The organism is Actinomadura sp. 3N407, assembly GCF_052245875.1.
Taxonomy (GTDB): Bacteria; Actinomycetota; Actinomycetes; order Streptosporangiales; family Streptosporangiaceae; genus Spirillospora.
This window is the reverse complement of record NZ_JBQQBP010000007.1, coordinates 317,076-342,473: the sequence shown is the minus strand read 5'-3', so window position 1 is coordinate 342,473 and position 25,398 is coordinate 317,076. Positions and strand designations below refer to the sequence as shown.

Genomic DNA, 25,398 nt, shown 5'->3' with positions numbered 1-25,398 from the left:
CCCCGCTCACGGGCCGTTCCCCGTGCCGTCCTCTCACGGGCCGTCCACTCACGGGCCGTCCTCCTCGCGGGGGACGGCGTACCGCAGCCGGACCGGACCCGCGGCGGGCAGGCGCACGTCCGGCGCGCGGCGCGTGCGGTACCCGATCCCGAAGCGCTCCTTCAGCGTCCGCAGCCGCCGGTCGGCGGCCGAGTCCGCGAAGGCGTCCCGCAGGCCGCCGGTGTCGCCCAGCGCCGTCACCTCGTAGGGCCGGGCGAGCGGCCGGTAGTCGACCATGATCGCCTCACCGGCGGTGCGGATCGCGGTCGTCGCCGTGAGCCGCTGGCCGTTGACGGCGATCGCCGCGGCGCCCGCCGCCCAGAGCCCGTTCACCAGGACCTGGAGATCCTGATCATAGACCCGGCCGCCGGCGGCGGCGTGGTCCCGCGCGGCGGGCGCGTCCGGGTCGCCGCGCGGCGCGTCGTCCAGTGTGACCACCAGTCCCTCGCCGGTGACGGGCGCGGCGGCCGCAGCGGCGGCCGCGCGGGCGAGCCGGGCCCGGGCGCGGCGGCCGTCGTCGCTGCGGGCCAGCGCCGCGGCGCGCTGCCGCTCGGTCTCGGCGCGGAGCCGGTCGAGCCGGCGCTGCAGGCCGTCGGTCTCGGCGGTGCGGGCGCCGATCTCGCCGACGAGCCGGGAGCGCTGCTCGGCGGCGACGGGCTCGCTGCGGCGCACCTGCGCCCCGGCGACGGCGATCAGCGTCCCGGTGAGGACGAGGACGAGCAGGACGCCGCCGCCCCGCAGCCGCCCCCGCCGGGGACCCGGGCCGCCCGCCCGGTCCGCGCGGCGCGCCCGCCGCGCCGCGGCCTCCGCGTACCCGGGGTCGAGGAGCTCGCCGGCGAACAGGTCGGCGAGCAGCGACATGGACGCGTCGGGCCGCCGCCATCCGGGGGCGTCGTCGTCCTGTCGTGCGATCACCGCCCCATCATGGCAAGGGACGGCGGCCGGTGCGGCATCAGCCGTCCCGCGGCATGCGCAGGATGTACCCGACACGCGGCACCGTGTGGATGAGGCGGGGGCCGCGGTCGTCCACCTTGCGGCGCAGGTAGCTGATGTAGGTCTGGACGACGGCGTCGCCGCCGCCGAAGTCGTACTGCCAGACGTGGTCGAGGATCTGCCGTTTCGTCAGCACCCGGCCGGAGTTGAGGAGCAGGTAGCGCAGCAGGGTGAACTCGGTGGGGGTCAGGCCGATCGGCACGCCGCCGCGCCGAACCTCGTAGGTGTCCTCGTCGAGTTCCAGGTCGGCGATCGTCAGCCGGGCCCGTGCCCGCGCGGAGGGCCGGGTGCGGCGCAGCACGGCGCGGATGCGCGCCGTCAGCTCCGCCAGGCTGAACGGCTTGGTCATGCAGTCGTCCGCGCCGGCGGTGTGACCCTTGATCTCCTCCTCGGCGGCGTCGCGGGCGGCGAGGAAGACGACCGGGGCATCGCAGCCGGCCCGCCGCAGCCGGGCGCGGGCGTCGATGGCGGGCCCGTCCGGCAGCAGCGCGTCCAGGACGATGAGGTCGGGGCCGAAGCGCGGGACGCTCGCCAGCGCCTCGGCGCCGGATCCGGCCACGGCCGTCTCGAAGCCCTCGTAGCGCAGCGCGGTCGCGACGAGGTCCGCCAGGCGGGCGTCGCCGTCCACGACGAGGATCTTGGTGGGGGTCACGGTGCCCAGTCTCTCCGCTGACCGTCGCGTGCGCACTCCGGGCCTTCGGCGGCGGGTCAGGCGCTGGCGGGGCGGCCGAGGCCCATCTGGACGGCGAAGCCGGCGAGCACCGATCCCATCAGGTACCGCTGGGCTCGCCGCCAGCCGGGCCGCCTGGCCAGGAAGGCGGCGAAGCCGCCCGCGCCGAGCACGATGAGGGCGTTGACGGTGACGGCGACGGTGATCTGGGTGAGGCCGAGCAGCATGCTCTGGACGGCGACGTTGCCGCGGTCGGGGTCGGCGAACTGCGGCAGCAGCGACACGTACAGGACCGCGATCTTGGGGTTGAGCAGGTTGGTGACCAGCCCCATCGTGAACAGCCGGCGCGGCCGGTCGGCGGGCAGGTCCGCGGTGGCGAACGCCGTCGTCCCGCCCGGCCGGACCGTCTGCCACGCCAGCCACAGCAGGTAGAGCGCGCCGGCGACCTTGACGACCGTGTAGAGCGTCGGGACGAGCGTGAAGACGGTGGTGATCCCGGCTGTGGCGGCGACGACGTAGACCAGGAACCCGGCGGCGACGCCGGCGAGCGAGATCAGCCCGGCGCGGCGGCCCTGCGCCACCGACCGGGACACCAGATAGATCATGTTGGGGCCGGGGGTGAGGACGAGGCCGAGGGCGATGAGGGCGATGGCCGCCACGGCGCTGGACGAGATCATTGCGCTCCTGATGTCTCCGAGTGCTCCGATACTAGATGGCCGAGCTTTCTCAGTGCAATAATCAGATTGCTCTCAGTGCAATCGAGGAGGCGCCTGTGGACGACTACCGGAGGGTCGCGGACGCGGTGGCCGCCGAGATCGCGGCGGGACGGCTGCGGCCCGGCGACCGGCTGCCCCCGCAGCGCGCGTTCGCACGGGAGCGCGGCATCGCGAACTCGACGGCGGGCCGCGTCTACCGGGAACTGGCCGGGCGCGGACTCGTGGTGGGCGAGGTCGGGCGGGGCACGTTCGTCCGCGCGGCGCGGCGCCCGTCCGGCACGGCGCCGTCCGAGCCGGCGCTGTCCGAGCCGGCGGACGCGCGCGTCGACCTGGAGCTCAGCTACCCCGAGGTGCCGGGGCAGAGCGAGCTGATGGCCGCCGGGATGGAGCGGCTGCTGCGGCCCGACGTCCTCGGCGCGGCGCTCGGGCCCGCCGGCGTCGCGGGGACGCCCGCCGCCCGGGAGGCGGCGGCCGCGCTGCTGGCCGCGCCGGGCTGGCGGCCCGCACCGTCCGGCGTCCTGTTCGCCGGGAACGGGCGGCAGGCGATCGCGGGCGCCGTGGCCGCCCTCGTGCCGCCCGGCGGGAGGCTCGCGGTCGAGGCGGTCACCTATCCGGTGATCAAGGGCATCGCGGCGCGGCTCGGCGTCACGCTCGTCCCGGTCGAGGTCGACGAGCACGGCCTGTGCCCGGACGCCCTGGCCCGCGCCCACCGCGGCGCCCCGCTCGGCGCCGTGTACGTCCAGCCGACGCTGCACAATCCGTGCGGGACGACGATGCCGCGGGAACGCCGCGCCGAACTGGCCGCCGTCCTGGAACGGCTCGGCCTCTACGCCATCGAGGACCGCATCTGGGCGTTCCTCCGGGAGGACGGTCCCGCTCCGCTGGCGGCGCTGGCGCCGGACCGCACCGTGCTCGTCGACAGCCTGTCGAAGCGTCTCGCCCCGGGCCTGAGCATCGGGTTCGCCGTCCCCCCCGCCGCGCTGGCCGGACGTATCGCCGCGGCCCTGCGCTCCGGTGCGTGGGCGCCGGCGGGGTTCGCGCTGGAGGCGGCGTCCGGCTGGATCGCCGACGGCACGGTCGAGTCGGTGACCCGCGCCAAGCGCGCCGACGCCGCGTCCCGCCTGCGGCTCGCCGCCGAGCGCCTCCCGGGCGCCGCCGCACCGGCCGGCCCGTCCTACTTCTGCTGGTGGGACCTGCCGCCCCGGTGGCGCGCGGAGACCTTCGTGGCCGCGGCGGCGCGGCACGGGATCGCCGTCACGCCCGCCGCCGCCTTCGCCGCCGGGACCGGCTCCGCTCCCCGCGCCGTCCGCGTCGGGCTCGCCTCCCCGCCCCCGCGGGCCCTCGCCGCCGCCCTCGGCGTCCTCGCCGAGATCGCCGCCGGGGCCCCCGAGGACACGCTCGTCGATTGACGGACCGTCACGTCAGGAGCCCGCGCGTTCGACGACGACGGCCCACTCCTCCAGGAGCGCCTGCGCCGCGTCGGCGTCCGGCCCCTCGGCCCAGAGGTGGGTGACCGGCTCGGCCGGGTCGGGTAGGACGAGGACCCAGCGGCCGTCGTCCTCGACCACGCGGACACCGTCGGTGGTGTCGATCGTGCGGTCGCCGGCGGCCTCCACCACATGCCGCATGACGCTGCCCTTGGCCGCCCACGGCGTCGGGACGGAGCGGCGCAGCAGGTGCGCGTCCGGGATGCGGCGGTCGATCTGCGACAGCGTCAGCCGCGTCCGGGCGACCAGCCCGACGAGGCGGACGAACGCCGCGATCCCGTCGACCGTGCCGCTGAACTCCGGCATCAGGAACCCGCCCCGCCCGTCCCCCGCGAAGACCACGCTGGGCTGCGCGGCGGCCTTGGTGAGCACGTCCTGGGACGTGGACGTCCACTCGACCTGGACGCCGTGGAACCGGCACACCTGCTCGGCGACCCGCGTCGTCGTCACCGGCAGCGCGACCTTGCCGCCGCGCCGCTCCGCCGCGACCAGGTCCAGCATCACCAGCAGGGCCCGGTCGTCGCCGACCAGCTCGCCGTTCTCGTCCACGAGCGAGATCCGCTCCCCCACCGGGTCGAACCGGACGCCGAACGCGGCCCGCGACGACGACACCAGCTCCCCGAGCCGCTCCAGGTCCCGCATCCGCTCGGCGAGCGTCTCGGTCGGGTTGGCCTCGTCCAGGCCGGCGTTGCGGGTGAGGACCTCCACCCCGACCTTGCCGAGCAGGTTGGGCAGGACGAGGGAGGCGACGCCGCCCGCGCAGTCCAGGACGATCTTCAGCCCGGCCTCGCGGACCCCGCGGATGTCGACGCGCCGCAGCAGGTCGCGGGTGTAGGTCTCCACGACGCGCGGCGGGTAGGCCAGCTCGGCGATCTCGCCCGGGAACGCGCGGCGGTACTCCTGCCGGCCGAACACCCGCTCCAGCTTGCGCTGCGCGGCCTGCGACAGGTCGGCGCCGTCCGGGTCGAGGAAGATGATGTCGACGCCCTGCGGGTCGCCGAGGGTGGTCCGGATGTAGATGCCGCCCACGCTGTCCTCGCGCCCGGTCTCGAACCGCGCGACGGTCAGCGGCGTCGCCTCCAGGTCGTGGACGTTGATCGCGCTGGCGGTCAGGGCGCTGTTCACCGCGCGTTTCAGCGTGCGGGCGGCGCGGGAGACGTCCCGCCCGGTGACGACCGTGGTGCCCTTCTTCAGCGTCGTCGCGTACGCGCTGGCCAGCCGCACCGCCAGCTCCGGCGTGATCTCCACGTTGACCAGGCCGGACACGCCCCGCGGCCCGAACAGGTTGCGCTGCCCGCGCGACTCCCAGATCACGCTGGTGTTGACGACGGCGCCGGCCTCGATCGTCTTGAACGGGTAGACCTTCACGCCGCTGGAGACGTACGCCTCCGCCTCGATCACGCACTCGTCCCCGATGACCGCGCCCTCCTCGACGCGGGCGCCGGCCATGATGTCGGTGTTCTTGCCGACCACGCAGCCGCGCAGGTTCGTCGACGGCGCGACGAACACGTTGTCGTGGACGATGGCGCGGTGCAGGAACGCGCCCTCCTTCACCACCACGTTGCTGCCGAGGACGGTGTACTCCCGCAGTTCGACGCCCGCCTCGACCTTGGCGTAGTCGCCGATGTAGAGCGGGCCCTTCAGGACGGCCTCGGCGTCCACCTCGGCGCCCTCGGCCACCCAGACGCCGGGTGACATCTCGAACCCGTCCAGGTCGATGCCGACCTCCCCGGACAGCATGTCGGCCTGCGCCTTGAGGTAGCTCTCGTGGGTGCCGACGTCCTCCCAGTAGCAGTCGGCGATGTACCCGAACAGCGGTGCGCCCTCGGCCAGCAGCTTGGGGAACACGTCCCCGGACCAGTCGACCGGCTCCCCCGGCGCGACGTGTTCGAGGACCTCCGGCTCCATCACGTAGATCCCGGTGTTGACGGTGTCGGAGAACACCTGCCCCCACGTGGGCTTCTCCAGGAACCGCTGCACGCGGCCCTCGTCGTCCACGATGATGATGCCGAACTCCAGCGGGTTCGGGACGCGCTTGAGACCGATCGTGACGAGGGCGCCGTTCTCCTCGTGGAACCGCACCATGTCGGTCAGGTCGATGTCGGTGAGCGCGTCCCCGGAGATCACCAGGAACCGGTCGTCGCGCAGCGCCTCCTCGGCGTTCTTGACGCTGCCGGCGGTGCCGAGCGGGATCTCCTCCGTCGCGTAGCTCAGCGACATGCCGAGCTCCTCGCCGTCACCGAAGTAGTTGCGGATCAGCGCGGCCAGGAACTGGACGGTGACGACGGTCTCGCTGAACCCGTGCTTCTTCAGCAGCCGCAGCACATGCTCCATGATCGGCCGGTTGACCAGCGGAAGCAGCGGCTTGGGCTGGTTGGCGGTCATGGGACGCAGCCGCGTCCCCTCGCCTCCCGCCATCACGACGGCCTTCATCGGGGGGTCTCAGCTCCCTTCTGATCGCCGGCCGGCGGATCCGCGCCCGGGTCGCCCGGCCCTCCCCGTCCGGGCGCGGGGTCCGGCCCGGAGGCCGGGGACGAGGCGCGGCCGGCCAGCACCAGTTGCCGCGTCTGGGCCCAGTAGAGGACGGCCGCCCACCAGTACAGGCCCGTCCCCCAGATCGCGAACGACCATCCGGTGACCTTCGCCGCGGTCGCCGCCCCGCCGTCGTGGTCGCCCAGCAGCAGCAGCGGGAACGCGTACAGCAGGCACATCGTCCCCGCCTTGCCGATGAAATGCACCGGAAGCGTCCCGCTGTACCCGAGCCGCCGGACGATCGGCGCGATCGGCAGGATGGCGAACTCGCGGGCGACCAGCGCCACCACCAGCCACAGCGGGATGATGTCGCGGATCGTCAGCCCGATGAGCGTCGCCAGGATGTAGAGGCGGTCGGCGGCCGGGTCGAGGACGGTCCCGAGCTTGCTCATCTGGTTCAGCGCGCGCGCCAGCTTGCCGTCCAGCCAGTCGGACAGTCCGGCGAACACGAGCACGCCGAGCGCCCACCAGTCCGCCTCGATGAGCACGAGCCACAGGAACAGCGGGACGCCCACCAGCCGGGCCAGGCTCAGGCTGTTCGGCACCGTGAAGATCCGGTCCTGCGGGGCTTCCTGCTGTGTGCTCACCGACGTGTTCGCCTCCCCTGGTCCCTTGATCCTGACCCTACCGGTAAGACTTTTGAAAGCCCCCGATGACGTCGCCCGCGGCGGTCGCCCGGGCACACGGCCGGCGTGGGAGGAAGGCCCGGCCGCGGCCGGGGGTCATCGCGGGCTGACGACGGCCGCGGGCGGGAAGACGGCCGTGACGACGAACCCGCCGCCGTCGCCCGGGCCCGCGTCGAGCGTCCCGCCGGCGCTGCGCGCCCGCTCGATCATCCCGAGGATCCCGAACCCCTCGGGCGTCCCGCCGGACGGTCCCGTCCCGTCGTCGGCGACCCGCACGACGAGGCCCCCGGCGTCGCGCGTCAGGCGCACCGTCGCGTGCCGCGCCCCCGCGTGCTTGACGACGTTGGTCAGGGCCTCCTGGACGATCCGGTACGCCGCGACGCCGATCTCCGGCGGCAGCGGCCCGGCACCGGTGCCGCCGCCGAGCCCCGCGGCGTCGAAGTCGATCTCGATCCCGGTGCCGCGCGCGGCCCGCACCAGGTCCGCGATCCCGTCCGCACCGGGCAGCGTCCCGGAGGTCTCGACGTCGGTGCCGCGCAGGACCTGCAGAGTGCCGCGCAGTTCCGTCCGGGCGTCGCGGCACGTCTGCGCGATCGACCCGAACGCGTCGGCCAGCTCCGCCCGGTCGAGCGGCCGGTCCGCGCGCAGCAGGTGGGACGCGGCCCCGGCCTGGACGCCGATGACCGTGATGCTGTGGGCGAGGAGGTCGTGCAGGTCCCGGGCGATCCGCAGCCGCTCCTCGGCGACGCGGCGCCGGGCCTCCTCCTCCCGCGTCCGCTCCGCCCGTTCGGCCCGCTCGGTGATCGTCGCCAGCCGGGCCCGGTGCACCCGCCACACCTGGACGGCGATCACGACGGACACGACGGCCTCGATGACCGCGATCTGCTCCCGCAGGGAGCCGCCGCCGGCCCGCATCGCCATCCCGAACACGCACACGGCCAGCAGGAACGCCACGACGGTGATGACGGCCCGCACCCGGCGCCCGAGCACCGCGTACGCGAACAGGGCGATCACCTCGGCGGGCACCAGCGCGTGGTGCTGGTACTGCGCCAGGTGATACGGCAGCACCAGGATCACCAGGGCTGCCAGCCCCGCGGCGGGCCATCGCCTGATCACCGCGAGGGGGGCGTGCGCGGCCAGCAGCAGCAGCGCGCCGGGCACGTCCAGCGCCCGCACGCCGGGCCACATGACCGCCACCGCGGCCGCCGTGACCGCCAGCAGCGTCGCGAGCAGAGCGTCTCTCGCCGTCGCACCGATCCGGGGCACCGTCACCACCCGCCCATCTTCCCCGACGCCCGCGATCACCGCACACCGCCCCGTCCTCAACGGGCGGGGACCGCCGCCGCAAGTGCGGCGGGTCCGCGCCGCGGGGGGCCGCACCCGGCCTATAGTTCTGCGATCCCCGTCACGAAGGGCCGACAGTGTCCGTCTCCCCGCCCGGACTCAAGATCACCCTGGCCCGGAGGGCCTACCGGTGGCCGCTCCGGTTCTGCCTGACCGCGCTGACGGCCGGCCTGGCCGTCTCGTTGTCCACGCTCTCCGGCCCCGAGGCCTGGGAACCCGAGGAGGCCCGGCGGACCATCGCCCTCTATGGCGGCGGCGGCGTGCTCGCCGCGTCGGCCGCCGCCCTCTGGGCCTTCATCATCTACCGGACCCGCCTCGTCGTGACGATCGGCGAACAGGGCCTCGTCCTCCGCCGTCGCGGCAACGAGGCGACCATCCCGGCGGACGCCGTGGACGCCGTCGGGCTCGTCTGGCCGGTCGCCGATCCCGCCTGGACGGTCTGGTTCGATCCCGGGGCCGCACCGGGCGTCGACGCCGTCACGAAGGTCGAAGGCCGTGCGGCCACCCTGTTCCGCGACCGGTCGCTCCCGCCGGGGTGGATCGAGGCCGTGCACGCCGCGACGACGGGCACCCTCGGCGCCGCCTGGCGCGTCCTCGACGACGAGGGCGATGAGGTGGGGCGGCCTCCAGGGGGCGGGCTGCCCCGCGCCGACCGCGTCGCCGTCGACGGCAGGGGCCGTTACCGCGGCGAACGCGGCGGTGCCCTGCTCGCCGTGGCCTGCGGGCGGCTGGCCGAGCGCCCGGCGGACAGGTCCGGCGTCCTCGCCCGCGGCGGCGGCCGCCGGGCGATCGTGCTGCGCGATCCCCACGCCCGCACGCTGCTGGTGTTCAGGAGGGCGTCCACGATGTCCGGCCGCGGCCGGATGCGCGTGTTCGGCGCGGACGGCCGCCTCGCCGGGGAGATCAGGGGCGGGCACGAGCCGTCCTTCCACACCGCCGACGGGATGCTCCTCGGCGTCACCCGGCGGACCGGCGACCGCTACGTCGTCACCGGCGTGGACGGCCGGGAGTCCGCCTCGCTGCGGACCGGGAGCGGCGCCGGCGACGACGGCATGTGCCTGGAGCGTTCGCCGTCCGCCCCCGGCACCCTGCGCACCCTCACCCTGGCCCTCCCCATGGTGGTCCGCATCACCCGCCGGATCTGAACGCGGCGGCCCTCGACGCGACGGGTCAGGTGTCCGGTGAGCAGGTGAGGACGGGTTTCACGTCCAGGATCGGGGTGCCGTCCAGGGCCTCCAGGTCCCGGACGCGCAGGCGGTTCCCGGCGATCTCCAGTATCTCGACCGGGTGCAGCCCGATCGGGTTCGGGCGGTCCGGTGAGCGGGTCGCGAAGACGCCGCGCATCGGGGCGGCGAGGTCGTCGCGCGGGTGGACGCGCAGGACGTCGCGCGGCGACAGGTGCAGCCAGGTCAGCACGAAGACCCGGTCGCCCGGCCGCAGGCCGTCGAGCGCGTCGAGGACGGACGGCTCGAAGACCAGCCACGCCTCGGGCGAGCCCTCCGGCCCCTGCTTGGGCGCGGCGGCGCGGTCGGTCAGCGTGGACTCGACGCGGCCGACCGCCGTCACGGTGAAGTCGTCTGGCATGCGTCCGATTCTGTCAGCCCGCCCCTCTATCCCATGAACGCCGGTTGCGGCAACCGGGGGACGGCGGGTTAGCGTCGGAGGCGACAGATCGCGGGGGCCCGGCGAACCGGGCTGAGATAGCGGCTGGGACGGCCGCTGACCGCATGAACCTGACCGGGTAATGCCGGCGTAGGGAGAGATCGAGTCGTCATGACCGAACCTGTGGTTCCAGCTGCCCGCAAGACCTACCTCCAGGGCTCGCGCCCGGAGATCCGCGTACCGATGCGGGAGGTGCCGCTCACCAACGGCGACGCCGTCGTCCTGTACGACACGTCCGGGCCGTACACCGATCCCGGGCACGAGACCGACGTCCGCAGGGGCCTGCCGCCGCTGCGGGAACCGTGGATCGCCGAGCGCGGCGACACCGCCCCGTACGAGGGGCGGGCGGTGCGCCCCGGCGACGACGGGCGCGGGGCGCCCGTCCGGGACGGTTCCCCGCCGCGCCCGCCGCGCCGCGCGACCGGCGGCGCGGTGACCCAGCGGGCCTACGCGCGGCGCGGGGAGATCACGCCGGAGATGGAGTTCGCGGCGCTGCGCGAGGGCGTGCCGCCGGAGTTCGTCCGGGACGAGCTGGCGGCCGGCCGCGCCGTGCTGCCCGCCAACGTCAACCATCCCGAGATCGAGCCGATGATCATCGGGCGGAACTTCCTCGTCAAGGTGAACGCGAACATCGGCAACTCGGCGGTGGCGTCGTCGATCGACGACGAGGTCGAGAAGATGACGTGGGCGACCCGCTGGGGCGCCGACACGATCATGGACCTGTCGACGGGCCGGGACATCCACACCACGCGCGAGTGGATCCTGCGCAACTCGCCGGTGCCGGTCGGGACCGTCCCGCTGTACCAGGCCGTGGAGAAGGTGGGCGGCGACCCGGCCGAGCTGACCTACGAGATCTTCCGCGACACGGTGATCGAGCAGGCCGAGCAGGGCGTGGACTACATGACCGTCCACGCGGGGGTGCTGCTGCGGTACGTGCCGCTGACGGCGCGCCGCAAGACCGGCATCGTGTCCCGCGGCGGGTCGATCATGGCGGCGTGGTGCCTGGCGCATCACGAGGAGAACTTCCTCTACACGCGGTTCCGGGAGCTGTGCGAGATCTTCGCGGCCTACGACGTCACCTGGTCGATGGGGGACGGGCTGCGTCCCGGCTCGATCGCCGACGCCAACGACGAGGCGCAGTTCGCCGAGCTGCGCACGCAGGGGGAGCTGACGAGGATCGCGGCGGAGTACGGGAACCAGGTGATGAACGAGGGTCCCGGGCACGTCCCGATGCACAAGATCAAGGAGAACGTCGACCTGCAGCAGGAGTGGTGCGACGGCGCGCCGTTCTACACGCTCGGGCCGCTGACCACCGACATCGCGCCCGGCTACGACCACATCACCTCGGCGATCGGCGCCGCGATGATCGGCTGGCACGGCACCGCGATGCTCTGCTACGTCACGCCGAAGGAGCATCTCGGGCTGCCGGACCGCGACGACGTCAAGGCCGGCGTGATCGCCTACAAGATCGCGGCGCACGCCGCGGACCTGGCGAAGGGCCATCCGGGCGCGCAGGCGTGGGACGACGCGCTGTCGGACGCGCGGTTCGACTTCCGGTGGGAGGACCAGTTCAACCTGTCCCTCGACCCGGACACCGCCCGCGCGTTCCATGACGCGACGCTCCCGGCCGCCCCGGCGAAGACCGCGCACTTCTGCTCGATGTGCGGGCCGCACTTCTGCTCGATGAAGATCACCCGGGATGTCCGGCGGTACGCCGCCGAGCGGGGCCTCGGCGAGGACGAGGCCCTCACCGCCGGGATGCGGGAGAAGGCCGAGGAGTTCCAGGCCGGCGGCGGGCGCGTCTACCTGCCGCTCTCCCCCGGCGGCACCTGACCGGACGGCACCTGACCGGCGGGCGCGGGCCCGGTGCGGATCGGGGCCCGCCGCGGACCGTCCGCGGCGGGCCCCGCCTCCCCGGGGAGGGTCATCGGTTCACCGCGGTTACTATCAAGGGACCGTTCCAAAGCCGCGGATCCCCCCGAATCGCCGCAGGCCCGTTGACCCGCCGGGAAGGACCCACGACCGAGGTGACCAGCGACGACACGCCGAAGGCCCCCGCCCGGGCGGTGCGCGCCGACGTGCGCCGCAACCGCGCGCGGCTGCTCGCCGCGGCCAGGGAGATGTTCCAGCGCGACGGTGCCGGCGCGTCCCTGGAGGGCGTCGCCCGGCTGGCGGGCGTCGGCATCGGGACGCTCTACCGCCACTTCCCGACGAGGCAGGACCTCCTGGAGGCACTGCTCGCCGACGCCTACGACCGGCTGGCCGTGCACGCGCGCGAGCTCATGGTCTCCCCCGCGCCCGGGGACGCCCTGGCGGACTGGCTGCACGCGTTCGTCACGCAGGTGACGACGTTCCGCGGGATGGCGGCCGCGGCCGTGACGTCGCTGCGGGACGAGGGGCCGGCGTCCCGGGCGATGCGCGAGGCCGGCGAGGCGCTCTTCGCCCGCGCCCAGGAGGCCGGGGACGTGCCCCCGGACACCGTGTTCACCGACGCGCTGAGGCTCGCGGGCGCGATCGCGACGGTCGCCGAGCACGACCCGGACGCGACCGGCCGGCTGCTGTCGCTCGCCGCCACCGGGGTGATCCCGGGCAAGGCGGGCCGGCGGGGCTAGGCCCGGGGCGGCACGGCGATCGCGGTGGTGATCAGGCCGTCTCCCGCCGTCCAGCGGCCCTTGAACCCGGCGAACGGGGAGTCCCGGACGAGCAGCCGGGCCGTGAACGTCCCGCCGGGGTCGAGGATGAGGGCGGCGTCCTCGAAGCCGAGCCACCGGCCCGTGACCGGGAACCACGCCTTGTAGACGGCCTCCTTGGCGCAGAACAGCAGGCGGTCCCAGTGGACGTCCGGGGACGTGCGGCGCAGCCCGTCCAGGAGCGGCAGCTCCTCCTCCCGGGCGATCGTGCGCAGGACGCCGCCGGGCAGTGGCGCGTGGGGCTCGGCGTCGATGCCGAGAGCCCACATCTCACCGGCCCTCGCGACGGCGGCCGCCCGGTAGCCGTCGCAGTGCGTCATGCTGCCGACGACGCCGTCCGGCCAGCGCGGCGCGCCCCGCTCGCCGCGCGTGATCGGGGCGTGCGGGACGCCCAGTTCCGCCAGCGCTCGGCGGGCGCACCAGCGGACGGTCGTGAACTCGAGCCGCCGCTTCTCGACGGCCCGCGCCACCGCGGCCTCCTCCTCGGGCAGCAGGACGGCCTCGGGCGGGTCGTCGTAGGCGGCGGCGGTGGCGACGCCGGGCGGCAGGATGCGCTCGATCATTCCGTCTCCGGCACGGGGAGGATCCGGCGGGGACCGCGCGGCGTCCCGCCCCGCGTGCGCCATTCGCGGGGGTAGCCGACCGACACCTCGATGTGCGGGACGGCGCCGGTCCAGATCGTCCGGGGGATGTGGAGGTGCCCGTACACGACGGACACCGCGCCGAACCGGCTGTGCCAGTCGGCGGTGCGCTCGGTGCCGCACCACTGGGCGAACTCCGGGTACCACAGGACGCGGGTGGGTTCGCGGACGAGCGGCCAGTGGTTGACGAGGACGGTCCGCGTCCCGGGCCCGAGGGCGGCGAGGCGTTCCTCGGTGTAGGAGATCCGGGCGTCGCACCAGGCGTCCCGGGTGGGGTGCGGGTCCGGGTGGAGGTACACCTCGTCGGTGCACACGACGCCCGCCTCGTGCGCGACCCGGAGGGCCTCCTCCTTGGTGGACGTCCCTTCCGGCCGGAACGTGTAGTCGTACAGGATGAACAGCGGCGCGATCGTCACGGGGCCGCCGTCGCCTTCCCACACGGGGTACGGGTCCTCGGGGGTGAGCACGTCCAGGCCCCGGCACATGTCGACGAGCCTGCGGTAGCGGGCCTCTCCGCGCAGCCGCACCGGGTCGTCCTTGATCGTCCACAGCTCGTGGTTGCCGGGCGTCCAGATCACGGCGGCGAAGCGTTCGCGCAGCGTGCGGAGGGTCCATTCGACGTCGGCGAGGCGTTCGGCGACGTCGCCCGCGACGATGAGCCAGTCGCCTTCCGACGCGGGCGTCAGCCCCTCGACGAACGCGCGGTTCTCGGGGAACCCGACGTGCAGGTCGCTGATCGCGTGAACACCGCTCATCCGGTGATCGTAGGCCCCGCCCGATCGTGAGCCCCTCGAAGGGGGCTCAGTCGCCGTCGGCGGGGAGCGTGAAGAGCCGGATGTGGACCGGACGCGCGCCGGGGGGCGCGTCGTCGCGGCGGTGGGAGTGCTCGTTGAGGAGGCGGATGTAGGCCTCGAAGAACTCGGCCAGTCCCTCGTCGGTCATGTGGGCGAAGCCCCGCGAGAGCAGCGCCCGGGCCCGCTCGCGCCGGTACTCCTCGGGGAGCCTGCGGAACAGTTCCATGTCCTCGGCGTGCCCGACCCGTATCAGCTCGTCGAGGACGGCCCGGTCCTCGGGGGCGACGGTCTCGGGGTGGGGCAGCCGCATGTCGCGCGGGGTGTCGGCGGGGCGCCACCAGCGCTCCCGGCCGGCGGACCGCTCGGGGATCTCCTCGATGAACCCGTACTTCTCCAGCTGGCGCAGGTGGTAGCTGGTCGTCCCGGTGTTGGCGCCGAGGACCTCGCCGATCGTCGTGGACGTCGCGGGGCCGTGCGCGCGCAGCCGGTGCAGGATCCGGCGGCGCAGCGGGTGGCTCAGCGCCTTGATCCTCCCCGGGTCGTCCAGGATGACGGGCTCGGCGGGCTCGGCATCGTCCTTCATGGTGAGCAGTCTAGTACTACAGACGTATATTTGCAGAGAACTCTTTGCAGAGCTTTGTCTGCAGTCTACGGTCCCTCGCATGAAGACATCGATGACCGTCGCGCTGGCGCTCCTCGCCGGCGTACTGCTGAGCGTCCTGTGCCTCCCGCCCGCGAGTGCCTCCGCGTCCCCCTCGATCCCGGCGCCCGCCGACCTGACCGCCACCGACGTGAGCTTCAAGGGATTCGGCGGGCTCACCCTGCACGGCACGGTCCTGGTGCCGGAGAAGGCCCGCGGCCCCCTGCCGGGCGTCGTGCTCGTGACGGGATCGGGCTCCGGCGTGCCGCGCGAGGCCAAGCTCACCGAGGCCACGGAGTTCGCGCGGCGGGGCCTGGCCGTCCTGATCTACGACAAGCGGTCGGCCGGCTACACGAACTTCCGCCGCTCCTACTCCGAACTCGCGGACGACGCGCTGGGGGCCGTCCGGGCGCTGCGCTCCCGGCCCGGCGTCGATCCGGCGAAGGTGGGACTGTGGGGGCTCAGCGAGGGCGGCTGGGTGGTGCCGCTGGCCGCGTCCCGGTCGGCGGACGTCGCGTTCGTGATCGTGGTCGGCGGCAACGCCATGACCCCGATCCGGCAGCAGGTCTGGAACGAGAGTTCCGGGCTGCGCCGGGCGGGTGTCTCCGGCTCGCTGATCGACCGCGGCAAGCGCAACTTCGCCCGGATGGGAGCGGACGCGGGCCTGTTCGCCGAGGCGTTCTTCGACGCCCAGGGCGTCCTGGAACGCGTCCGGCAGCCGCTCCTCGGCATCTGGGGCGGACGCGACCTGCAGACCCCGCCCGAGGACAATCCGCCGCTGTTCGCGCAGGCCCTCCGGCGGGGCGGCAACACCCACTACACGTTCCGCTTCTTCCCCGAGGCCGACCACGGCGCGCACGTGACCCCCGACGGCGGCCTCACCCGCGGCGACGCGCTGGCGCCCGGGTACGCCGACCTGGTCGGCTCGTGGGTCCACGACGTGACGAGCGGGCGCCTGCCCGAGGCCGACACCGCGCCGCTGCCGAAGCAGGACCACCCGAGCGTCGCGATCTCGCCGTCGCCATGGTGGGCGTCCGCCTGGATGCAGGTCGGGGCGTTCGCGCTGTTCGTCGTCGCGTTCACCGGCTACCCCCTCGCCGCCCTGGTGCGGCGGCTGCGCGGCCGGACGGTGCGCCCGGTGAGCCGGTGGGCCCGCCTGCTCGCCGGGGCGGGACTCGCCGCCGCCGTCGGCCTGCTCTTCTTCATCTTCTACCTGATGGCCGCCGGGAGGTATCCGGACCCGGGTCCCATCCTGGCGGGAAGGCCGCTGCCGTGGCTCGCGCTGCAGGGGCTCGCCGTGGCCGCCGTCGCCGCCGGAGTCGCGACCGCGGTGGCGTGGCGGCGGGCCGCCGGCACCGTCCCGGTGGGCGAGCACGTCAGGCTCGGGCTGCTGCTCACCGCGGGCGCCGTCTTCGTCCCCTGGGCCTTCTACTGGGGCCTGCTCCTCCCCTGACGGCGAACGGCGCGGCCCGTCTCCAGATGGAGCGCGGGCCGCGCCGTCCCGGTGCCGCGTCAGTCGCTCTTGCCCCAGAGGTAGACGCCGAGGCTCATCGCGAGGAGGCTCGCCCAGCCGAACAGGGCCCGCGCGGTGTTCCAGGCCGTCCAGCGGCCGGAGTAGTCCGACCAGACCTTCGCCGCCTCCGACGCGTCCGCGGGGATCGCCGCACGGTCGAGGGCGTTGTTCATCGGGATGTTCACCGCGAAGCTCGGAACGAGCGCGCCCGCGAAGTACACGCCGGCCGCGACGAAGAACAGCACGGCCGCGGACTTCTCGTCCAGGGTCAGCAGCAGCACCCCCGCCGCGATCGCCATTACCGGCACCAGCAGGAAGGCCGCGATGAAGACCGGGTTCTGGATCTTCTGGTTGATGCCCTGCATGGCGTCGATCGCCGACGCCGGCCTCGCCGCGTTCAGGCCCGGCATCACGCCGGTCGAGAAGGCGAAGAACGCCCCGGCCATGCCGGCCGCCATGATGATCGAAAGGGTCACCGAAGCGCCCGCGAACATGGTTCTCATCGAAATTCCCATCTTCCAAGGGTGGTCGCGTCAGGTGTTCCAGATGCCGCTGGCCGCGGTCCGCCGCGCGTACCCGGCGAAGTCCACCGGCTCACGGCCGAGCGCACGCCGCACGCCGTCGGCGGTCGCGGTGTTGCGGCCGTCCAGGACGGTGTCGAACAGGTACGTCAGGAAGTCGATCAGCTCGTCGGGGAGGCCGTGCTCCTTGAGGACGGCCGCGTAGTCCTCCGTCGCGACCGGGACGAAGGCGACGTCGCGTCCGGCCGCGCGGCCGATCTCGGCGACGGCCTCGGCGAAGGTGAGGGCGCGGGGCCCGGTCACCTCGTAGACCTCGCCGGCGTGCCCGTCGCGGGTGAGCGCCGCGACCGCCACGTCCGCGATGTCGTCGGCGTCCACGAACGGCTCGGGCACATCCCCGGCCGGCAGGGCGACCTCGCCCGCCCGGACGGGGTCGAGGAGGTAGTCCTCGCTGAAGTTCTGCGCGAACCAGCTCGACCGCACGACCGTCCACGCCATGCCCGAGTCCTGGACGATCCGCTCGCACTCCCGCGCCTCGTCCTCGCCGCGCCCGGAGAGCAGCACCGCGTGCCGCACGCCGGCGTCGGCCGCCTTGGCCGTGAAGGCGCGGATGACCTCGGCCGCGCCGGGGACCGCCAGGTCCGGATAGTACGACAGATAGACCTTCTCGACGCCGTGCAGGACGGGCTCCCAGGTCGTCCCGTCCTCCCAGTCGAAGGCCGGCGACGCCGACCGCGACCCCATCCGGACCGGGACGTCCAGGGCCTCCAGCCGCTCGACGACGCGGCGGCCGGTCTTGCCGGTCCCGCCGAGCACGAGGGTGAGGCCGTTCTCGATGATGGTCCGTGCCGTGTTCGTCATGCCTTCGAGTCAACCGTCGGACGCTCCCGGCCACCATCGTTGAGAAGCTCGCCCGCATTCGCGAGCGTCTACCCTTGCCCCATGGACGCCCTCACCGACCTCCTCGACGGGCCTCGGGCACGGGGGGCGTTCCTGCTGCGCGCGTCGCTCACCCCGCCCTGGTCGATGCGGATCCAGGACGAGGCGCCCCTGACGCTGCTCTCGATGGTCAGCGACGACGCGTGGCTGACCCCGGACGGCGGCGAGCCGCGGCGCGTCTCCCCCGGCGACATGGTGATCTTCCGGGGCCCCGACCCGTACACGGTCGGCGACGACCCGGCGACCGAGCCGCAGATCGTCGTCCACCCGGGGCAGCACTGCACCACCCCGGACGGGACGAGCCTGGCGGAGGCGATGGACCTCGGCGTCCGCGCCTGGGGCAACGACCCCGACGGGTCGGCGGTCATGCTGGTCGGCACCTACCAGATGCGCGGCGCCATCACGCGGCGGCTGCTGGCCGCCCTGCCCCCGATCGCGGTCGTCCGCGGCGACACCTGGAAGTCGCCGCTGGTCGACGTGCTCGGCGAGGAGATCGGCAAGGACGAGCCCGGCCAGGAGATCGTCCTCGACCGGCTGCTCGACCTGCTGCTCATCGGGACGCTCCGCGCCTGGTTCTCCCGGCCGGACGCCGAGGCCCCCGGCTGGTACCGCGCCCACGGCGACGCGATCGTGGGCCCGGCGCTGCGGCTGCTGCACGACGACCTGTCGCACCCGTGGACCGTCGCCGACCTCGCCGCCGAGGTCGGCGTGTCCCGTGCGGCGCTCGCGCAGCGGTTCGCGAAGCTGATCGGCGAACCGCCCATGTCGTACCTGACGGGGATCCGCCTCGCCCAGGCCGCCGACCTGCTGCGGGAGAGCGACGCGACGCTGGAGGCGGTGGCGCGCCGGGTCGGCTACGGCAACGCGTTCGCGCTCAGCACGGCCTTCAAGCGCGAGCACGGCGTCAGCCCGCAGGAGTACCGCGCCGGCCCGGGCACCGGCCCCGCCGCCGGCGGCTGACGCTAGCGCTCCTTGCGCAGGGTGGGTTCGGCGCGGACGACCGAGTCGTCCGCCGCGTCCGGGATGAACGGGATCACGAACGCGTACTCCGCCAGGACCGACTCGGGGAGCTCCCCCGACTCGCCGAAGGCGGCGATCTCGCCCCAGCAGGGCGAGCCGAGCGAGCCGCTGCGGTGCCGCACCGACAGCCCGGCGCACAGGTTGGCGAACCGGAGCCGCTCGACCAGGGAAAGGCCGGCGAGGGTGGCGAACACGAACCCGGCGGCGAACACGTCGCCCGCGCCGGTCGGGTCGAGCGCCTCGACCGGCAGCGCGCTGATCTCGGCCCGCTCGCCCGCCGCCGAGTCGATCGCGATGGCGCCGTCCCCGCCGCACTTGACCACGACCACCGGCACGCCGCGCCCCGACAGCGCCTCCGCGGCCTCCCGCGGGGTGCTCGTGCGCGTGTAGGCCATCGCCTCGGCGGCGTTCGGCAGGAACACGTCCACGTGCCGGAGCCGGTCGAGGACCTCGGCCGGCCAGGCGCCGGTCTGGTCCCAGCCGAGGTCGCCGAACACCAGCGCGCCGCGCTCGCGCATCGCCGCGGCCCACGGCGGCACCGGCCGGTCGACGTCGACGAAGCACGCCCGCGCGGACGGCGGCGCGCCCGCCAGGTCGTCCACCGCGGCCGGCACGGGACGCGCGTAGGTCACCATGCTGCGGTCGGAGTCGTAGGCCATGGACACCGTCACCGGCGTGGACCAGCCGCGCACCCGCCGGGACAGCCCGAGGTCGACGCCCTCCTGCTCGGCGAGGGTCCGCCACAGGTAGGCGCCGAACATGTCGTCGCCGAACGGCGCCGCCAGCCCGACCCGCAGGCCGAGCCGGCTCATCGCGACGGCGATGTTGGCGGCGCCGCCGGGCGCCGAGCCGAGCCCGTCGGTGACGATCTCGGTGCCCGGCGGCGGCAGCCCCGGCAGCCCGGTGAAGATCATGTCCATGAAGACCCGGCCGGACAGGAACACGTCCAGCGCCGGCGCCGGACCCTCACCGCCGCGCAGCCGGTCCCCCGCCGGCTCCCGCTCCGCGCAGGGGTCGGCGAGGGACGGCTCGGGCGGCCGGCCCGGCGCGGTCTGCTGAGTCACGAGGCCCCCCAGTGCGAGGCTTTGGGCACGTCCTGCGGACCCTAGCCCCCGCCACCGACATCGACGCTTACCTCGGAACGTACAGCCGGATGTCGTCGACCTGGGCATTCCCCTCGTAGAAATTCATGTGCGGGTCACCGACCATGAACCGGTCCGGGTAGGCGGATCCGGCGGGCCAGGTGTCGCGGTCGGTGAGCGTGCCGCCCGGTCCCTCCCAGGTCCAGTCGGCGTTGAACCGGCCGTCGTACTCGTCCGGCCGCTGGTTGTAGTGCCAGATGGGCTCCCCGTCCTGGACGAAGGCGCGGGTGTAGCGGAAGGTCGCCTGGCCCACGTGCGCGAAGACGCCGGACATCTCCATCGTGTAGGCGCCGTCGCGCCGCTCGATCGCGAACGTGTAGGGCTCGTCCGGTAGCAGCCCGGGCTTCATGTCGACGGCCGAGACGATCGCGCCGCCCTTCTTGAACCCGCACTCGCTCTCCATCAGGTACTCGGTGCCCGGCATGGTCGCGTACCTGCGGTCGTCGGTCATGAAGAGCGCGTTGACGCCGTTGCCCGTCCCGGCGGAGTAGGGCTCGTACTCCCCGGTGGCGGGGTTGCAGTACAGCAGGCCGGAGCCGGTGTACTTGTAGCGGTTGTAGCCGTCCATCGCGACCTTGCGGTGGGCGTGGATGAAGATGTTGTTGTGCGGCGCGACCCGCCGGTAGTCCATGATCGACATGTAGTAGAAGCCGTTGGAGTCGGTGCGGACGTTCGCCCATTCGCACTCCGGCCTGGTGAAGTCCCCGCCGGACGCCCACGGGAAGTTGGTCTTGCAGCCCTCCGGCGAGTAGCCGTTGATCCGGCCGTCCGGGTAGTCCCACGACCCGTCGCGCTGCCCGCCGAACTCCAGGCCGCGCAACGTCATCTCGACCCGGTACTCGGCGGGCAGGTCGCGGGTGGAGCGGATGACGACGCCCGCCTGGTGGACGGGCTCGTTCAGGTGCGCGACGCCCTTGCCGGACGTGAGCGTCGGCGGCTGGTCGGGCCTGCCGTCCCCGTCGGCGTCGCGGGCGGCCAGTTCCGCGGTGAGCCAGCCGCGCTTACCGAAACTGAACGACTTGCGGTAGGTCTTCATCTCGGCGAGCCGCTCGCGGAACGCCGGGCCGCCCACGGTGTCGAAGTAGGCGCCGTCGTTGTCGTACATGTCGACGTCGTAGGGGCTCGATGGGCCGTCGCTGTCCCGCTTCCAGGGCACTTTGGCGTCGTCCAGGTGGCGGTTGAACGGCTCGGCGGCGACCAGCCGCCATCCCTCACGGGCGCCGGGCGGGCCCGCGCCCGCGTGGGCCGGGCCCGCGCACAGGGCCGCCGGCAGGATCAGCGGGAGCGTCAGCGCCACGGCGCCGCGTACGGAGTTGCGCATGTCGCAGCCTTTCTCGCCGCGCGTCCGGCGCGGCCTCGGCATGGTCAGGACGATCGCCGGTGACACTAGGCCGCCGCCGCGCCCGCGGCCACGGCAAACATCGCCAAAGTGGTATTGACCAGTCGCCACAATGGGACATACCGTGTGCTGCGACAGGAACAGCATCAAAGGAGGTGAGCAGCGTGCCATCCGGCGGTGAGGCCAGATCCGGGCACACGAAACGGCAGGCGGTCCGCCGCGAGCTGCTGGCGATGCTGGACGAGCTGGACGTCGGGGACGCCCTGCCGTCCGAGCGCCGGCTGGCCGACGAACTCGGCGTCTCCCGGCCGACGCTGCGCCAGGCCATCGACGGTCTCGTCGCCGAGGGCCTGCTGGACCGGCGGCACGGGAGCGGCACCTACGTGGCCGAACCCCGGATCGCCGTCTCGCTGACCATGAGCTCGTTCACCGAGGACATGATCAGGCGCGGGATGAAGCCGGGGGGCCGGGTCCTGTCGTTCCGCACCGAGACCGCGGGGGCGCGGATCGGCAGGCGGCTGGCCCTGTCACCCGCAGAAGAGGTATTTACCATTCGGCGGCTCCGGCTCGCCGACGGGACCACCATGGCCATCGAGACCCTCTACCTGCCGCGGTCGCTGATGCCCGGCCTGCGGCGGCACGACCTGGAGGGGCGGTCGTTCTACGACCTGCTGAGAGGCAACGGCATCGTGATCGCCTCGGGCACCGAGACGATCGAGCCGACCGTCACCACCGCCGAGGAGGCGGCCGAACTGGACGTGCCGGTGCACACGCCGGCGTTCCTGTTCGAGCGGATCACCAGAGACGAGGACGGACGGCCCCTGGAATACGTCAGGTCGGTCTACCGCGGCGACCGGTACCGCCTGGAGCTCGACCTGCGACCACCGACCCACTGACCCGCCCCCGGGCGCGCCGCCCGGGGAGCACGACCGTCCGTTCGCGCTGACGGGGGCGACAGCGCACGACCCACCCCCCGGAGAAGTGAGGCGACTTCACCATGGACGTCATCAAGGACATCCTCACCTTCCTGGCCGACAACGTGTTCGGCCAGGTGCCCATCCTCATCGGGCTCATCACCCTCATCGGGCTGATCCTGCAGCGCAAGCGGTTCGAGGACGTCTTCGCCGGCGCGCTGCGCGCCACGATCGGCGTGGTCATCCTGTTCATCGGCGTGGAGGTGTTCACCGGCGGGCTGACCAGCTTCCAGACCGTCCTCGCCAGCGCGATGGGGACCACGCCGCCGAAGGCCGACAACACCCTCGCCGACTTCCTCACCGACCAGGGCGGGACGATCGCGCTGGTCATCACGGTGGCGTTCCTCGTCCACGTGCTGGTCGTGCGGCTGTTCCCGGCGGCCAGGTACCTGTACCTCACCGGGCACCTGATGTTCTGGATCAGCACGGTGACGGTCGCGTCGCTGGTGACGATCGCGCCGGGCGCCGACCAGCTCACGCTGGTGCTGTGCGGGGCCGGGTTCGTCGCCGCGTACTGGACGCTCCAGCCGCTGTGGATGCGGCCGCTGATGCGCCGCGTCGTGCCGGACGACCGGTTCGGGTACGCGCACACCAGCTCGCTCGCCTGCCTGATCACCGGCTACGCCGCCCGCCCGCTGGGCAGCCGTGAGAAGTACGACACCGAGAAGCTGAAGCTGCCGCGGCAGCTGTCGTTCTTCAAGGACGTCAACGTCAGCACCGCGCTGATCATCAGCGTGATCATGCTGGTGGCGGTCGCGTTCGCCGACGGCGGCGTGGTGAGCGAGGCCGCGGCGGAGATGGACGCCAAGCTGTCCCCGTGGGTGTGGGCGCTGCTGGTCGCCCTCCGGTTCGCGGGAGGCATCGCGATCCTGCTGTTCGGGGTGCGGATGTTCCTCGCCGAGATCGTCCCCGCGTTCAAGGGGTTCAGCGACCGGGTCATCCCCGGAACCCGCCCGGCGCTGGACGCGCCGACCGTCTTCCCCGTCGCGCCGACCGCCGTCATGGTCGGGTTCGTGGCCTCCACCGCGGTGTTCCTGGTCTGCCTCGGCGTGTTCGCAGGCGCGGGCTGGTTCACCCTCGCCCCGCCCATGATCATGCTGTTCTTCGTCGGCGGCGCGGCCGGGCTGTTCGGCAACGTGGTGTCGGGCTGGCGCGGCGCCGCCCTCGGCGGCGTGATCACCGGCCTGATCCTCGCGGTCGGTCAGGCCGTCACCTGGGGCCTGTACGAGAAGACCGCCCCCGAGCTGGCCACCCTCGCCGACCCCGACTGGTACGCGATCGCCTGGCTGCTGGAGGCGGCCGACCCGGTCATCGGCGACAGGTCGATCTGGCTCGTGCCCGCCGTCGCGATCGCCGCCACCGTCGTGACGCTGCTGCTCCTCGGCCGCGCCGACAAGCGCCGGGAGGACGGCGGGGACGCGGCGCCCGAGGAGGGCGGCAAGGCCCCCGCGAAGGCCTGACCGCGATCGCCCGACCGCGGCGACAAGGGCGACCAAGGGCGACAAGAGAGAAGGACCGAGATGGCACTGGACCGGCAACTGGAGATCCTCGCGGTCTGCGGCGTCGGCATGGGCACCAGCCTGATGCTCAAGATGACCGCCGAGGACGCGCTGCGCTCGCTCGGCGTGGAGGCCCGGGTGGAGAACACCGACGTGTCCTCCGCGCGCGGGATGTCGCCCGACGTGGTGATCGGCCAGGGCATGCACACCAGCGAGATCGCCGACCTCGCACCCGTCGTGATCACCGTCAGCGACTTCATGGACAAGGAGGGCCTGGAATCCCAGCTGAGGGAGCGCCTGACCGAGCAGGGCTGGCTCTCGTGACCTCGCGTTCCGAGGGGGCCGGCCCCCGGACGTCCCGGCGACCGCACGTGGTGACGGCGACCGACGCGGCGCCGGCCGGCGACTGGCGGGAGGCCGTCCGCGCGGCGGCCTCCGCGCTGGTCGACGCCGGCGCCGCCGGAGAGGGCTACCCCGACGCGTGCGTCCGGGTGGTCGAGGAGAACGGCCCCTACATCGTGCTGACGAAGGGGCTGGCGCTCGTCCACGCCCGCCCGGAGGACGGCGGGCTGGCCGTCGGCGTCGGCGTGACCCGGCTGGCCGCGCCCGTCGGGTTCGGCCACCCGGATAATGATCCGGTGGACCTGCTCCTCGCGTTCTGCACACCCGACCCCGACGCGCACGTCGGCACGCTGTCCGGTCTGGCACGCGCGCTGTCCGGCGGCCTGGCCGACCGGCTCCGCGCCGCGTCCGGAGAGGACGGCCTGGCCCGCGTCCTGAAGGAGGCCCTGCCCGATGCCTGACGCCGCCCGGCAGTTCCCCGACCGGGTGCGGACACTACTGGACGACCTCGACGACGCCTCCGGCGAATCGATCGGCGCCACCGCCGCCTTGCTGCTGGATTCGATCGAGGCCGATGGGATCGTGCACGTCGCCGGGGCGGGGCATTCCCTGGCGATGGTGTGCGAGACGTTCTACCGGGCCGGGGGCCTCGCCGCGGTCCGCCCGATCTGGGACCCGGGCGTGTTCCCGCTCGACGACGCCGTGCGCAGCACCCGCGTCGAGCGGCGGGGCGGGGTGGGGCGCGACGTGGTCGCCCGGGCCGCACCCGCCCCGCCGGACGTGGCGGTGGTGTTCTCCACCAGCGGCCGCAACCCGTACCCGGTCGAGGTCGCCGAGGAGTGCGCGGCGCGCGGCGTGCCGGTCGTCGCGGTGACATCGGCGCGGGCGTCGGAGGGCGCCGCGGCGCGGGCCGCCACGACGCTGGCCGACCACGCCGCGATCGTGCTGGACACCCGCGTCCCGCCCGGCGACGCGCTGCATCCGGCGGAGGAGCCGCGCACGGCGGCGGTCTCCACGATCCTCGCCGCGTACGCGTGGTCGCGGGTGCTGGCCGCGCTCGACGACCTCGCGGCGGCGCGCGGGGTGGACCCGCCCCGCTGGACGAGCGCGAACGTCCCCGGCGGCGACGAGGTGAACGTCGCGCTGCTGGAGCGCTACCGGCACCGCGTCCCCGAGCTCACGGGCGAGTAGGAACCGGGCCTCTTCCTGCGGCGTTTCTCATATGGACCGGCTTGCCCCCTATGAAATGATGCGGGCCACATCGGACCGGAGCGA

The 25,398-nt window shown here is 73.8% G+C and carries 25 protein-coding genes and 1 riboswitch; of the genes, 11 read left to right on the top strand and 14 right to left on the bottom strand.

The window, feature by feature from the left end:
• Positions 1-48: 48 nt before the first annotated feature.
• The 3 genes from ACTWPP_RS20340 to ACTWPP_RS20330 are packed head-to-tail and all read right to left on the bottom strand — an operon-like array spanning position 49 to position 2,379.
• On the bottom strand, positions 49-954 hold the full coding sequence (locus tag ACTWPP_RS20340) for a DUF881 domain-containing protein (RefSeq protein ID WP_443105873.1): 906 nt from the start codon (positions 952-954) through the stop codon (positions 49-51).
• 37 nt (positions 955-991) lie between these two features.
• Positions 992-1,684, bottom strand: coding sequence for a response regulator transcription factor (locus ACTWPP_RS20335; RefSeq protein WP_443105872.1), 693 nt, complete (start codon positions 1,682-1,684; stop codon positions 992-994).
• A gap of 56 nt (positions 1,685-1,740) precedes the next feature.
• Positions 1,741-2,379, bottom strand: coding sequence for a LysE family translocator (locus ACTWPP_RS20330; RefSeq protein WP_443105871.1), 639 nt, complete (start codon positions 2,377-2,379; stop codon positions 1,741-1,743).
• A gap of 95 nt (positions 2,380-2,474) precedes the next feature.
• On the opposite strand from ACTWPP_RS20330, the gene ACTWPP_RS20325 reads away from it, so the two are divergent.
• Positions 2,475-3,827: an aminotransferase-like domain-containing protein gene (locus ACTWPP_RS20325; RefSeq protein WP_443105870.1), complete on the top strand. Its 1,353-nt coding sequence runs from the start codon at positions 2,475-2,477 to the stop codon at positions 3,825-3,827.
• A gap of 12 nt (positions 3,828-3,839) precedes the next feature.
• Here ACTWPP_RS20325 and ACTWPP_RS20320 read toward each other — a convergent pair whose 3' ends face one another.
• The 3 genes from ACTWPP_RS20320 to ACTWPP_RS20310 all read right to left on the bottom strand — a co-directional run bounded on the left by ACTWPP_RS20320 (position 3,840) and on the right by ACTWPP_RS20310 (position 8,338).
• Positions 3,840-6,338: a sugar phosphate nucleotidyltransferase gene (locus ACTWPP_RS20320; protein WP_443105869.1), complete on the bottom strand. Its 2,499-nt coding sequence runs from the start codon at positions 6,336-6,338 to the stop codon at positions 3,840-3,842.
• Positions 6,335-7,024, bottom strand: coding sequence for a CDP-alcohol phosphatidyltransferase family protein (locus ACTWPP_RS20315; protein ID WP_443105868.1), 690 nt, complete (start codon positions 7,022-7,024; stop codon positions 6,335-6,337). Before ACTWPP_RS20315 ends, ACTWPP_RS20320 begins: the two co-directional genes overlap by 4 nt.
• A gap of 135 nt (positions 7,025-7,159) precedes the next feature.
• Positions 7,160-8,338, bottom strand: coding sequence for a sensor histidine kinase (locus ACTWPP_RS20310; RefSeq protein ID WP_443105867.1), 1,179 nt, complete (start codon positions 8,336-8,338; stop codon positions 7,160-7,162).
• A 146-nt stretch (positions 8,339-8,484) separates the two neighbouring features.
• Here ACTWPP_RS20310 and ACTWPP_RS20305 point away from each other — a divergent pair, with 146 nt between their 5' ends.
• Positions 8,485-9,552 carry a hypothetical protein gene (locus ACTWPP_RS20305; protein ID WP_443105866.1) on the top strand — a complete coding sequence of 356 codons (1,068 nt, stop codon included), beginning with the start codon at positions 8,485-8,487 and terminating at the stop codon, positions 9,550-9,552.
• 25 nt (positions 9,553-9,577) lie between these two features.
• Here ACTWPP_RS20305 and tsaA read toward each other — a convergent pair whose 3' ends face one another.
• Positions 9,578-9,991, bottom strand: coding sequence for a tRNA (N6-threonylcarbamoyladenosine(37)-N6)-methyltransferase TrmO (tsaA, locus tag ACTWPP_RS20300; RefSeq protein ID WP_443105865.1), 414 nt, complete (start codon positions 9,989-9,991; stop codon positions 9,578-9,580).
• An 80-nt stretch (positions 9,992-10,071) separates the two neighbouring features.
• A riboswitch (TPP riboswitch) is annotated at positions 10,072-10,185 on the top strand.
• Between tsaA and thiC the strand changes: the two genes are divergently transcribed.
• Complete coding sequence (gene thiC / locus ACTWPP_RS20295) at positions 10,181-11,902, top strand: phosphomethylpyrimidine synthase ThiC (protein WP_443105864.1); 1,722 nt, start codon at positions 10,181-10,183, stop codon at positions 11,900-11,902. (Overlaps the previous riboswitch by 5 nt.)
• 194 nt (positions 11,903-12,096) lie before the next feature.
• Positions 12,097-12,681 (top strand): TetR/AcrR family transcriptional regulator, encoded by a 585-nt coding sequence (locus ACTWPP_RS20290; RefSeq protein ID WP_443105863.1) that lies wholly within the window; start codon positions 12,097-12,099, stop codon positions 12,679-12,681.
• Here ACTWPP_RS20290 and ACTWPP_RS20285 read toward each other — a convergent pair.
• From ACTWPP_RS20285 to ACTWPP_RS20275, 3 genes are read right to left on the bottom strand one after another with little or no spacing between them, the layout of a single operon-like run.
• Positions 12,678-13,322 carry a 4'-phosphopantetheinyl transferase family protein gene (locus ACTWPP_RS20285; RefSeq protein ID WP_443105862.1) on the bottom strand — a complete coding sequence of 215 codons (645 nt, stop codon included), beginning with the start codon at positions 13,320-13,322 and terminating at the stop codon, positions 12,678-12,680. The two genes, ACTWPP_RS20290 and ACTWPP_RS20285, sit on opposite strands and share 4 nt — an antisense overlap.
• On the bottom strand, positions 13,319-14,155 hold the full coding sequence (locus tag ACTWPP_RS20280) for a metallophosphoesterase family protein (protein WP_443105861.1): 837 nt from the start codon (positions 14,153-14,155) through the stop codon (positions 13,319-13,321). Before ACTWPP_RS20280 ends, ACTWPP_RS20285 begins: the two co-directional genes overlap by 4 nt.
• 46 nt (positions 14,156-14,201) lie before the next feature.
• Positions 14,202-14,777 carry a helix-turn-helix domain-containing protein gene (locus ACTWPP_RS20275; protein ID WP_443105860.1) on the bottom strand — a complete coding sequence of 192 codons (576 nt, stop codon included), beginning with the start codon at positions 14,775-14,777 and terminating at the stop codon, positions 14,202-14,204.
• Positions 14,778-14,856: 79 nt separating this feature from the next.
• Between ACTWPP_RS20275 and ACTWPP_RS20270 the strand changes: the two genes are divergently transcribed.
• On the top strand, positions 14,857-16,287 hold the full coding sequence (locus ACTWPP_RS20270; RefSeq protein WP_443105859.1) for an alpha/beta hydrolase family protein: 1,431 nt from the start codon (positions 14,857-14,859) through the stop codon (positions 16,285-16,287).
• A gap of 59 nt (positions 16,288-16,346) precedes the next feature.
• On the opposite strand, the gene ACTWPP_RS20265 is transcribed toward ACTWPP_RS20270, so the two are convergent.
• Complete coding sequence (locus ACTWPP_RS20265) at positions 16,347-16,850, bottom strand: anthrone oxygenase family protein (protein WP_443105858.1); 504 nt, start codon at positions 16,848-16,850, stop codon at positions 16,347-16,349.
• Positions 16,851-16,880: 30 nt separating this feature from the next.
• The gene (locus ACTWPP_RS20260) at positions 16,881-17,729 is read right to left on the bottom strand and encodes an NAD(P)H-binding protein (RefSeq protein ID WP_443105857.1); all 849 of its coding nucleotides are present in this window, start codon (positions 17,727-17,729) and stop codon (positions 16,881-16,883) included.
• 81 nt (positions 17,730-17,810) lie between these two features.
• Between ACTWPP_RS20260 and ACTWPP_RS20255 the strand changes: the two genes are divergently transcribed.
• The gene (locus ACTWPP_RS20255; protein WP_443105856.1) at positions 17,811-18,767 is read left to right on the top strand and encodes a cupin domain-containing protein; all 957 of its coding nucleotides are present in this window, start codon (positions 17,811-17,813) and stop codon (positions 18,765-18,767) included.
• Positions 18,768-18,769: 2 nt separating this feature from the next.
• Here the strand turns inward: ACTWPP_RS20255 and ACTWPP_RS20250 are convergent, their stop codons facing one another.
• Together ACTWPP_RS20250 and ACTWPP_RS20245 are read right to left on the bottom strand one after the other, a co-directional pair.
• Positions 18,770-19,891, bottom strand: coding sequence for a carbohydrate kinase family protein (locus tag ACTWPP_RS20250; protein WP_443105855.1), 1,122 nt, complete (start codon positions 19,889-19,891; stop codon positions 18,770-18,772).
• Between the two features lie 67 nt (positions 19,892-19,958).
• On the bottom strand, positions 19,959-21,332 hold the full coding sequence (locus ACTWPP_RS20245) for a hypothetical protein (RefSeq protein WP_443105854.1): 1,374 nt from the start codon (positions 21,330-21,332) through the stop codon (positions 19,959-19,961).
• 131 nt (positions 21,333-21,463) lie between these two features.
• Between ACTWPP_RS20245 and ACTWPP_RS20240 the strand changes: the two genes are divergently transcribed.
• The 5 genes from ACTWPP_RS20240 to ACTWPP_RS20220 all read left to right on the top strand — a co-directional run bounded on the left by ACTWPP_RS20240 (position 21,464) and on the right by ACTWPP_RS20220 (position 25,314).
• Complete coding sequence (locus ACTWPP_RS20240) at positions 21,464-22,204, top strand: GntR family transcriptional regulator (RefSeq protein ID WP_443105853.1); 741 nt, start codon at positions 21,464-21,466, stop codon at positions 22,202-22,204.
• A gap of 101 nt (positions 22,205-22,305) precedes the next feature.
• Positions 22,306-23,742 carry a PTS ascorbate transporter subunit IIC gene (locus tag ACTWPP_RS20235; protein ID WP_443105852.1) on the top strand — a complete coding sequence of 479 codons (1,437 nt, stop codon included), beginning with the start codon at positions 22,306-22,308 and terminating at the stop codon, positions 23,740-23,742.
• Positions 23,743-23,802: 60 nt separating this feature from the next.
• Positions 23,803-24,105 carry a PTS sugar transporter subunit IIB gene (locus ACTWPP_RS20230; protein ID WP_443105851.1) on the top strand — a complete coding sequence of 101 codons (303 nt, stop codon included), beginning with the start codon at positions 23,803-23,805 and terminating at the stop codon, positions 24,103-24,105.
• Complete coding sequence (locus ACTWPP_RS20225; RefSeq protein WP_443105850.1) at positions 24,102-24,584, top strand: PTS sugar transporter subunit IIA; 483 nt, start codon at positions 24,102-24,104, stop codon at positions 24,582-24,584. Before ACTWPP_RS20230 ends, ACTWPP_RS20225 begins: the two co-directional genes overlap by 4 nt.
• A complete protein-coding gene (locus tag ACTWPP_RS20220) occupies positions 24,577-25,314 on the top strand; it encodes a sugar isomerase domain-containing protein (protein WP_443105849.1) in 738 nt (245 codons plus the stop codon). The genes ACTWPP_RS20225 and ACTWPP_RS20220 overlap by 8 nt, the downstream gene beginning before the upstream one ends.
• Positions 25,315-25,398: the final 84 nt, after the last annotated feature.

Bases quoted from the DNA above. Each gene is read 5' to 3' on its own strand.
- ACTWPP_RS20330 (WP_443105871.1), bottom strand. From the start codon at position 2,379: ATGATCTCGTCCAGCGCCGTGGCGGCCATCGCCCTCATCGCCCTCGGC.
- ACTWPP_RS20320 (WP_443105869.1), bottom strand. From the start codon at position 6,338: ATGAAGGCCGTCGTGATGGCGGGAGGCGAGGGGACGCGGCTGCGTCCC.
- tsaA (WP_443105865.1), bottom strand. From the start codon at position 9,991: ATGCCAGACGACTTCACCGTGACGGCGGTCGGCCGCGTCGAGTCCACG.
- thiC (WP_443105864.1), top strand. From the start codon at position 10,181: ATGACCGAACCTGTGGTTCCAGCTGCCCGCAAGACCTACCTCCAGGGC.
- ACTWPP_RS20285 (WP_443105862.1), bottom strand. From the start codon at position 13,322: ATGATCGAGCGCATCCTGCCGCCCGGCGTCGCCACCGCCGCCGCCTAC.
- ACTWPP_RS20280 (WP_443105861.1), bottom strand. From the start codon at position 14,155: ATGAGCGGTGTTCACGCGATCAGCGACCTGCACGTCGGGTTCCCCGAG.
- ACTWPP_RS20275 (WP_443105860.1), bottom strand. From the start codon at position 14,777: ATGAAGGACGATGCCGAGCCCGCCGAGCCCGTCATCCTGGACGACCCG.
- ACTWPP_RS20270 (WP_443105859.1), top strand. From the start codon at position 14,857: ATGAAGACATCGATGACCGTCGCGCTGGCGCTCCTCGCCGGCGTACTG.
- ACTWPP_RS20265 (WP_443105858.1), bottom strand. From the start codon at position 16,850: ATGAGAACCATGTTCGCGGGCGCTTCGGTGACCCTTTCGATCATCATG.
- ACTWPP_RS20260 (WP_443105857.1), bottom strand. From the start codon at position 17,729: ATGACGAACACGGCACGGACCATCATCGAGAACGGCCTCACCCTCGTG.
- ACTWPP_RS20255 (WP_443105856.1), top strand. From the start codon at position 17,811: ATGGACGCCCTCACCGACCTCCTCGACGGGCCTCGGGCACGGGGGGCG.
- ACTWPP_RS20245 (WP_443105854.1), bottom strand. From the start codon at position 21,332: ATGCCGAGGCCGCGCCGGACGCGCGGCGAGAAAGGCTGCGACATGCGC.
- ACTWPP_RS20235 (WP_443105852.1), top strand. From the start codon at position 22,306: ATGGACGTCATCAAGGACATCCTCACCTTCCTGGCCGACAACGTGTTC.
- ACTWPP_RS20230 (WP_443105851.1), top strand. From the start codon at position 23,803: ATGGCACTGGACCGGCAACTGGAGATCCTCGCGGTCTGCGGCGTCGGC.
- ACTWPP_RS20220 (WP_443105849.1), top strand. From the start codon at position 24,577: ATGCCTGACGCCGCCCGGCAGTTCCCCGACCGGGTGCGGACACTACTG.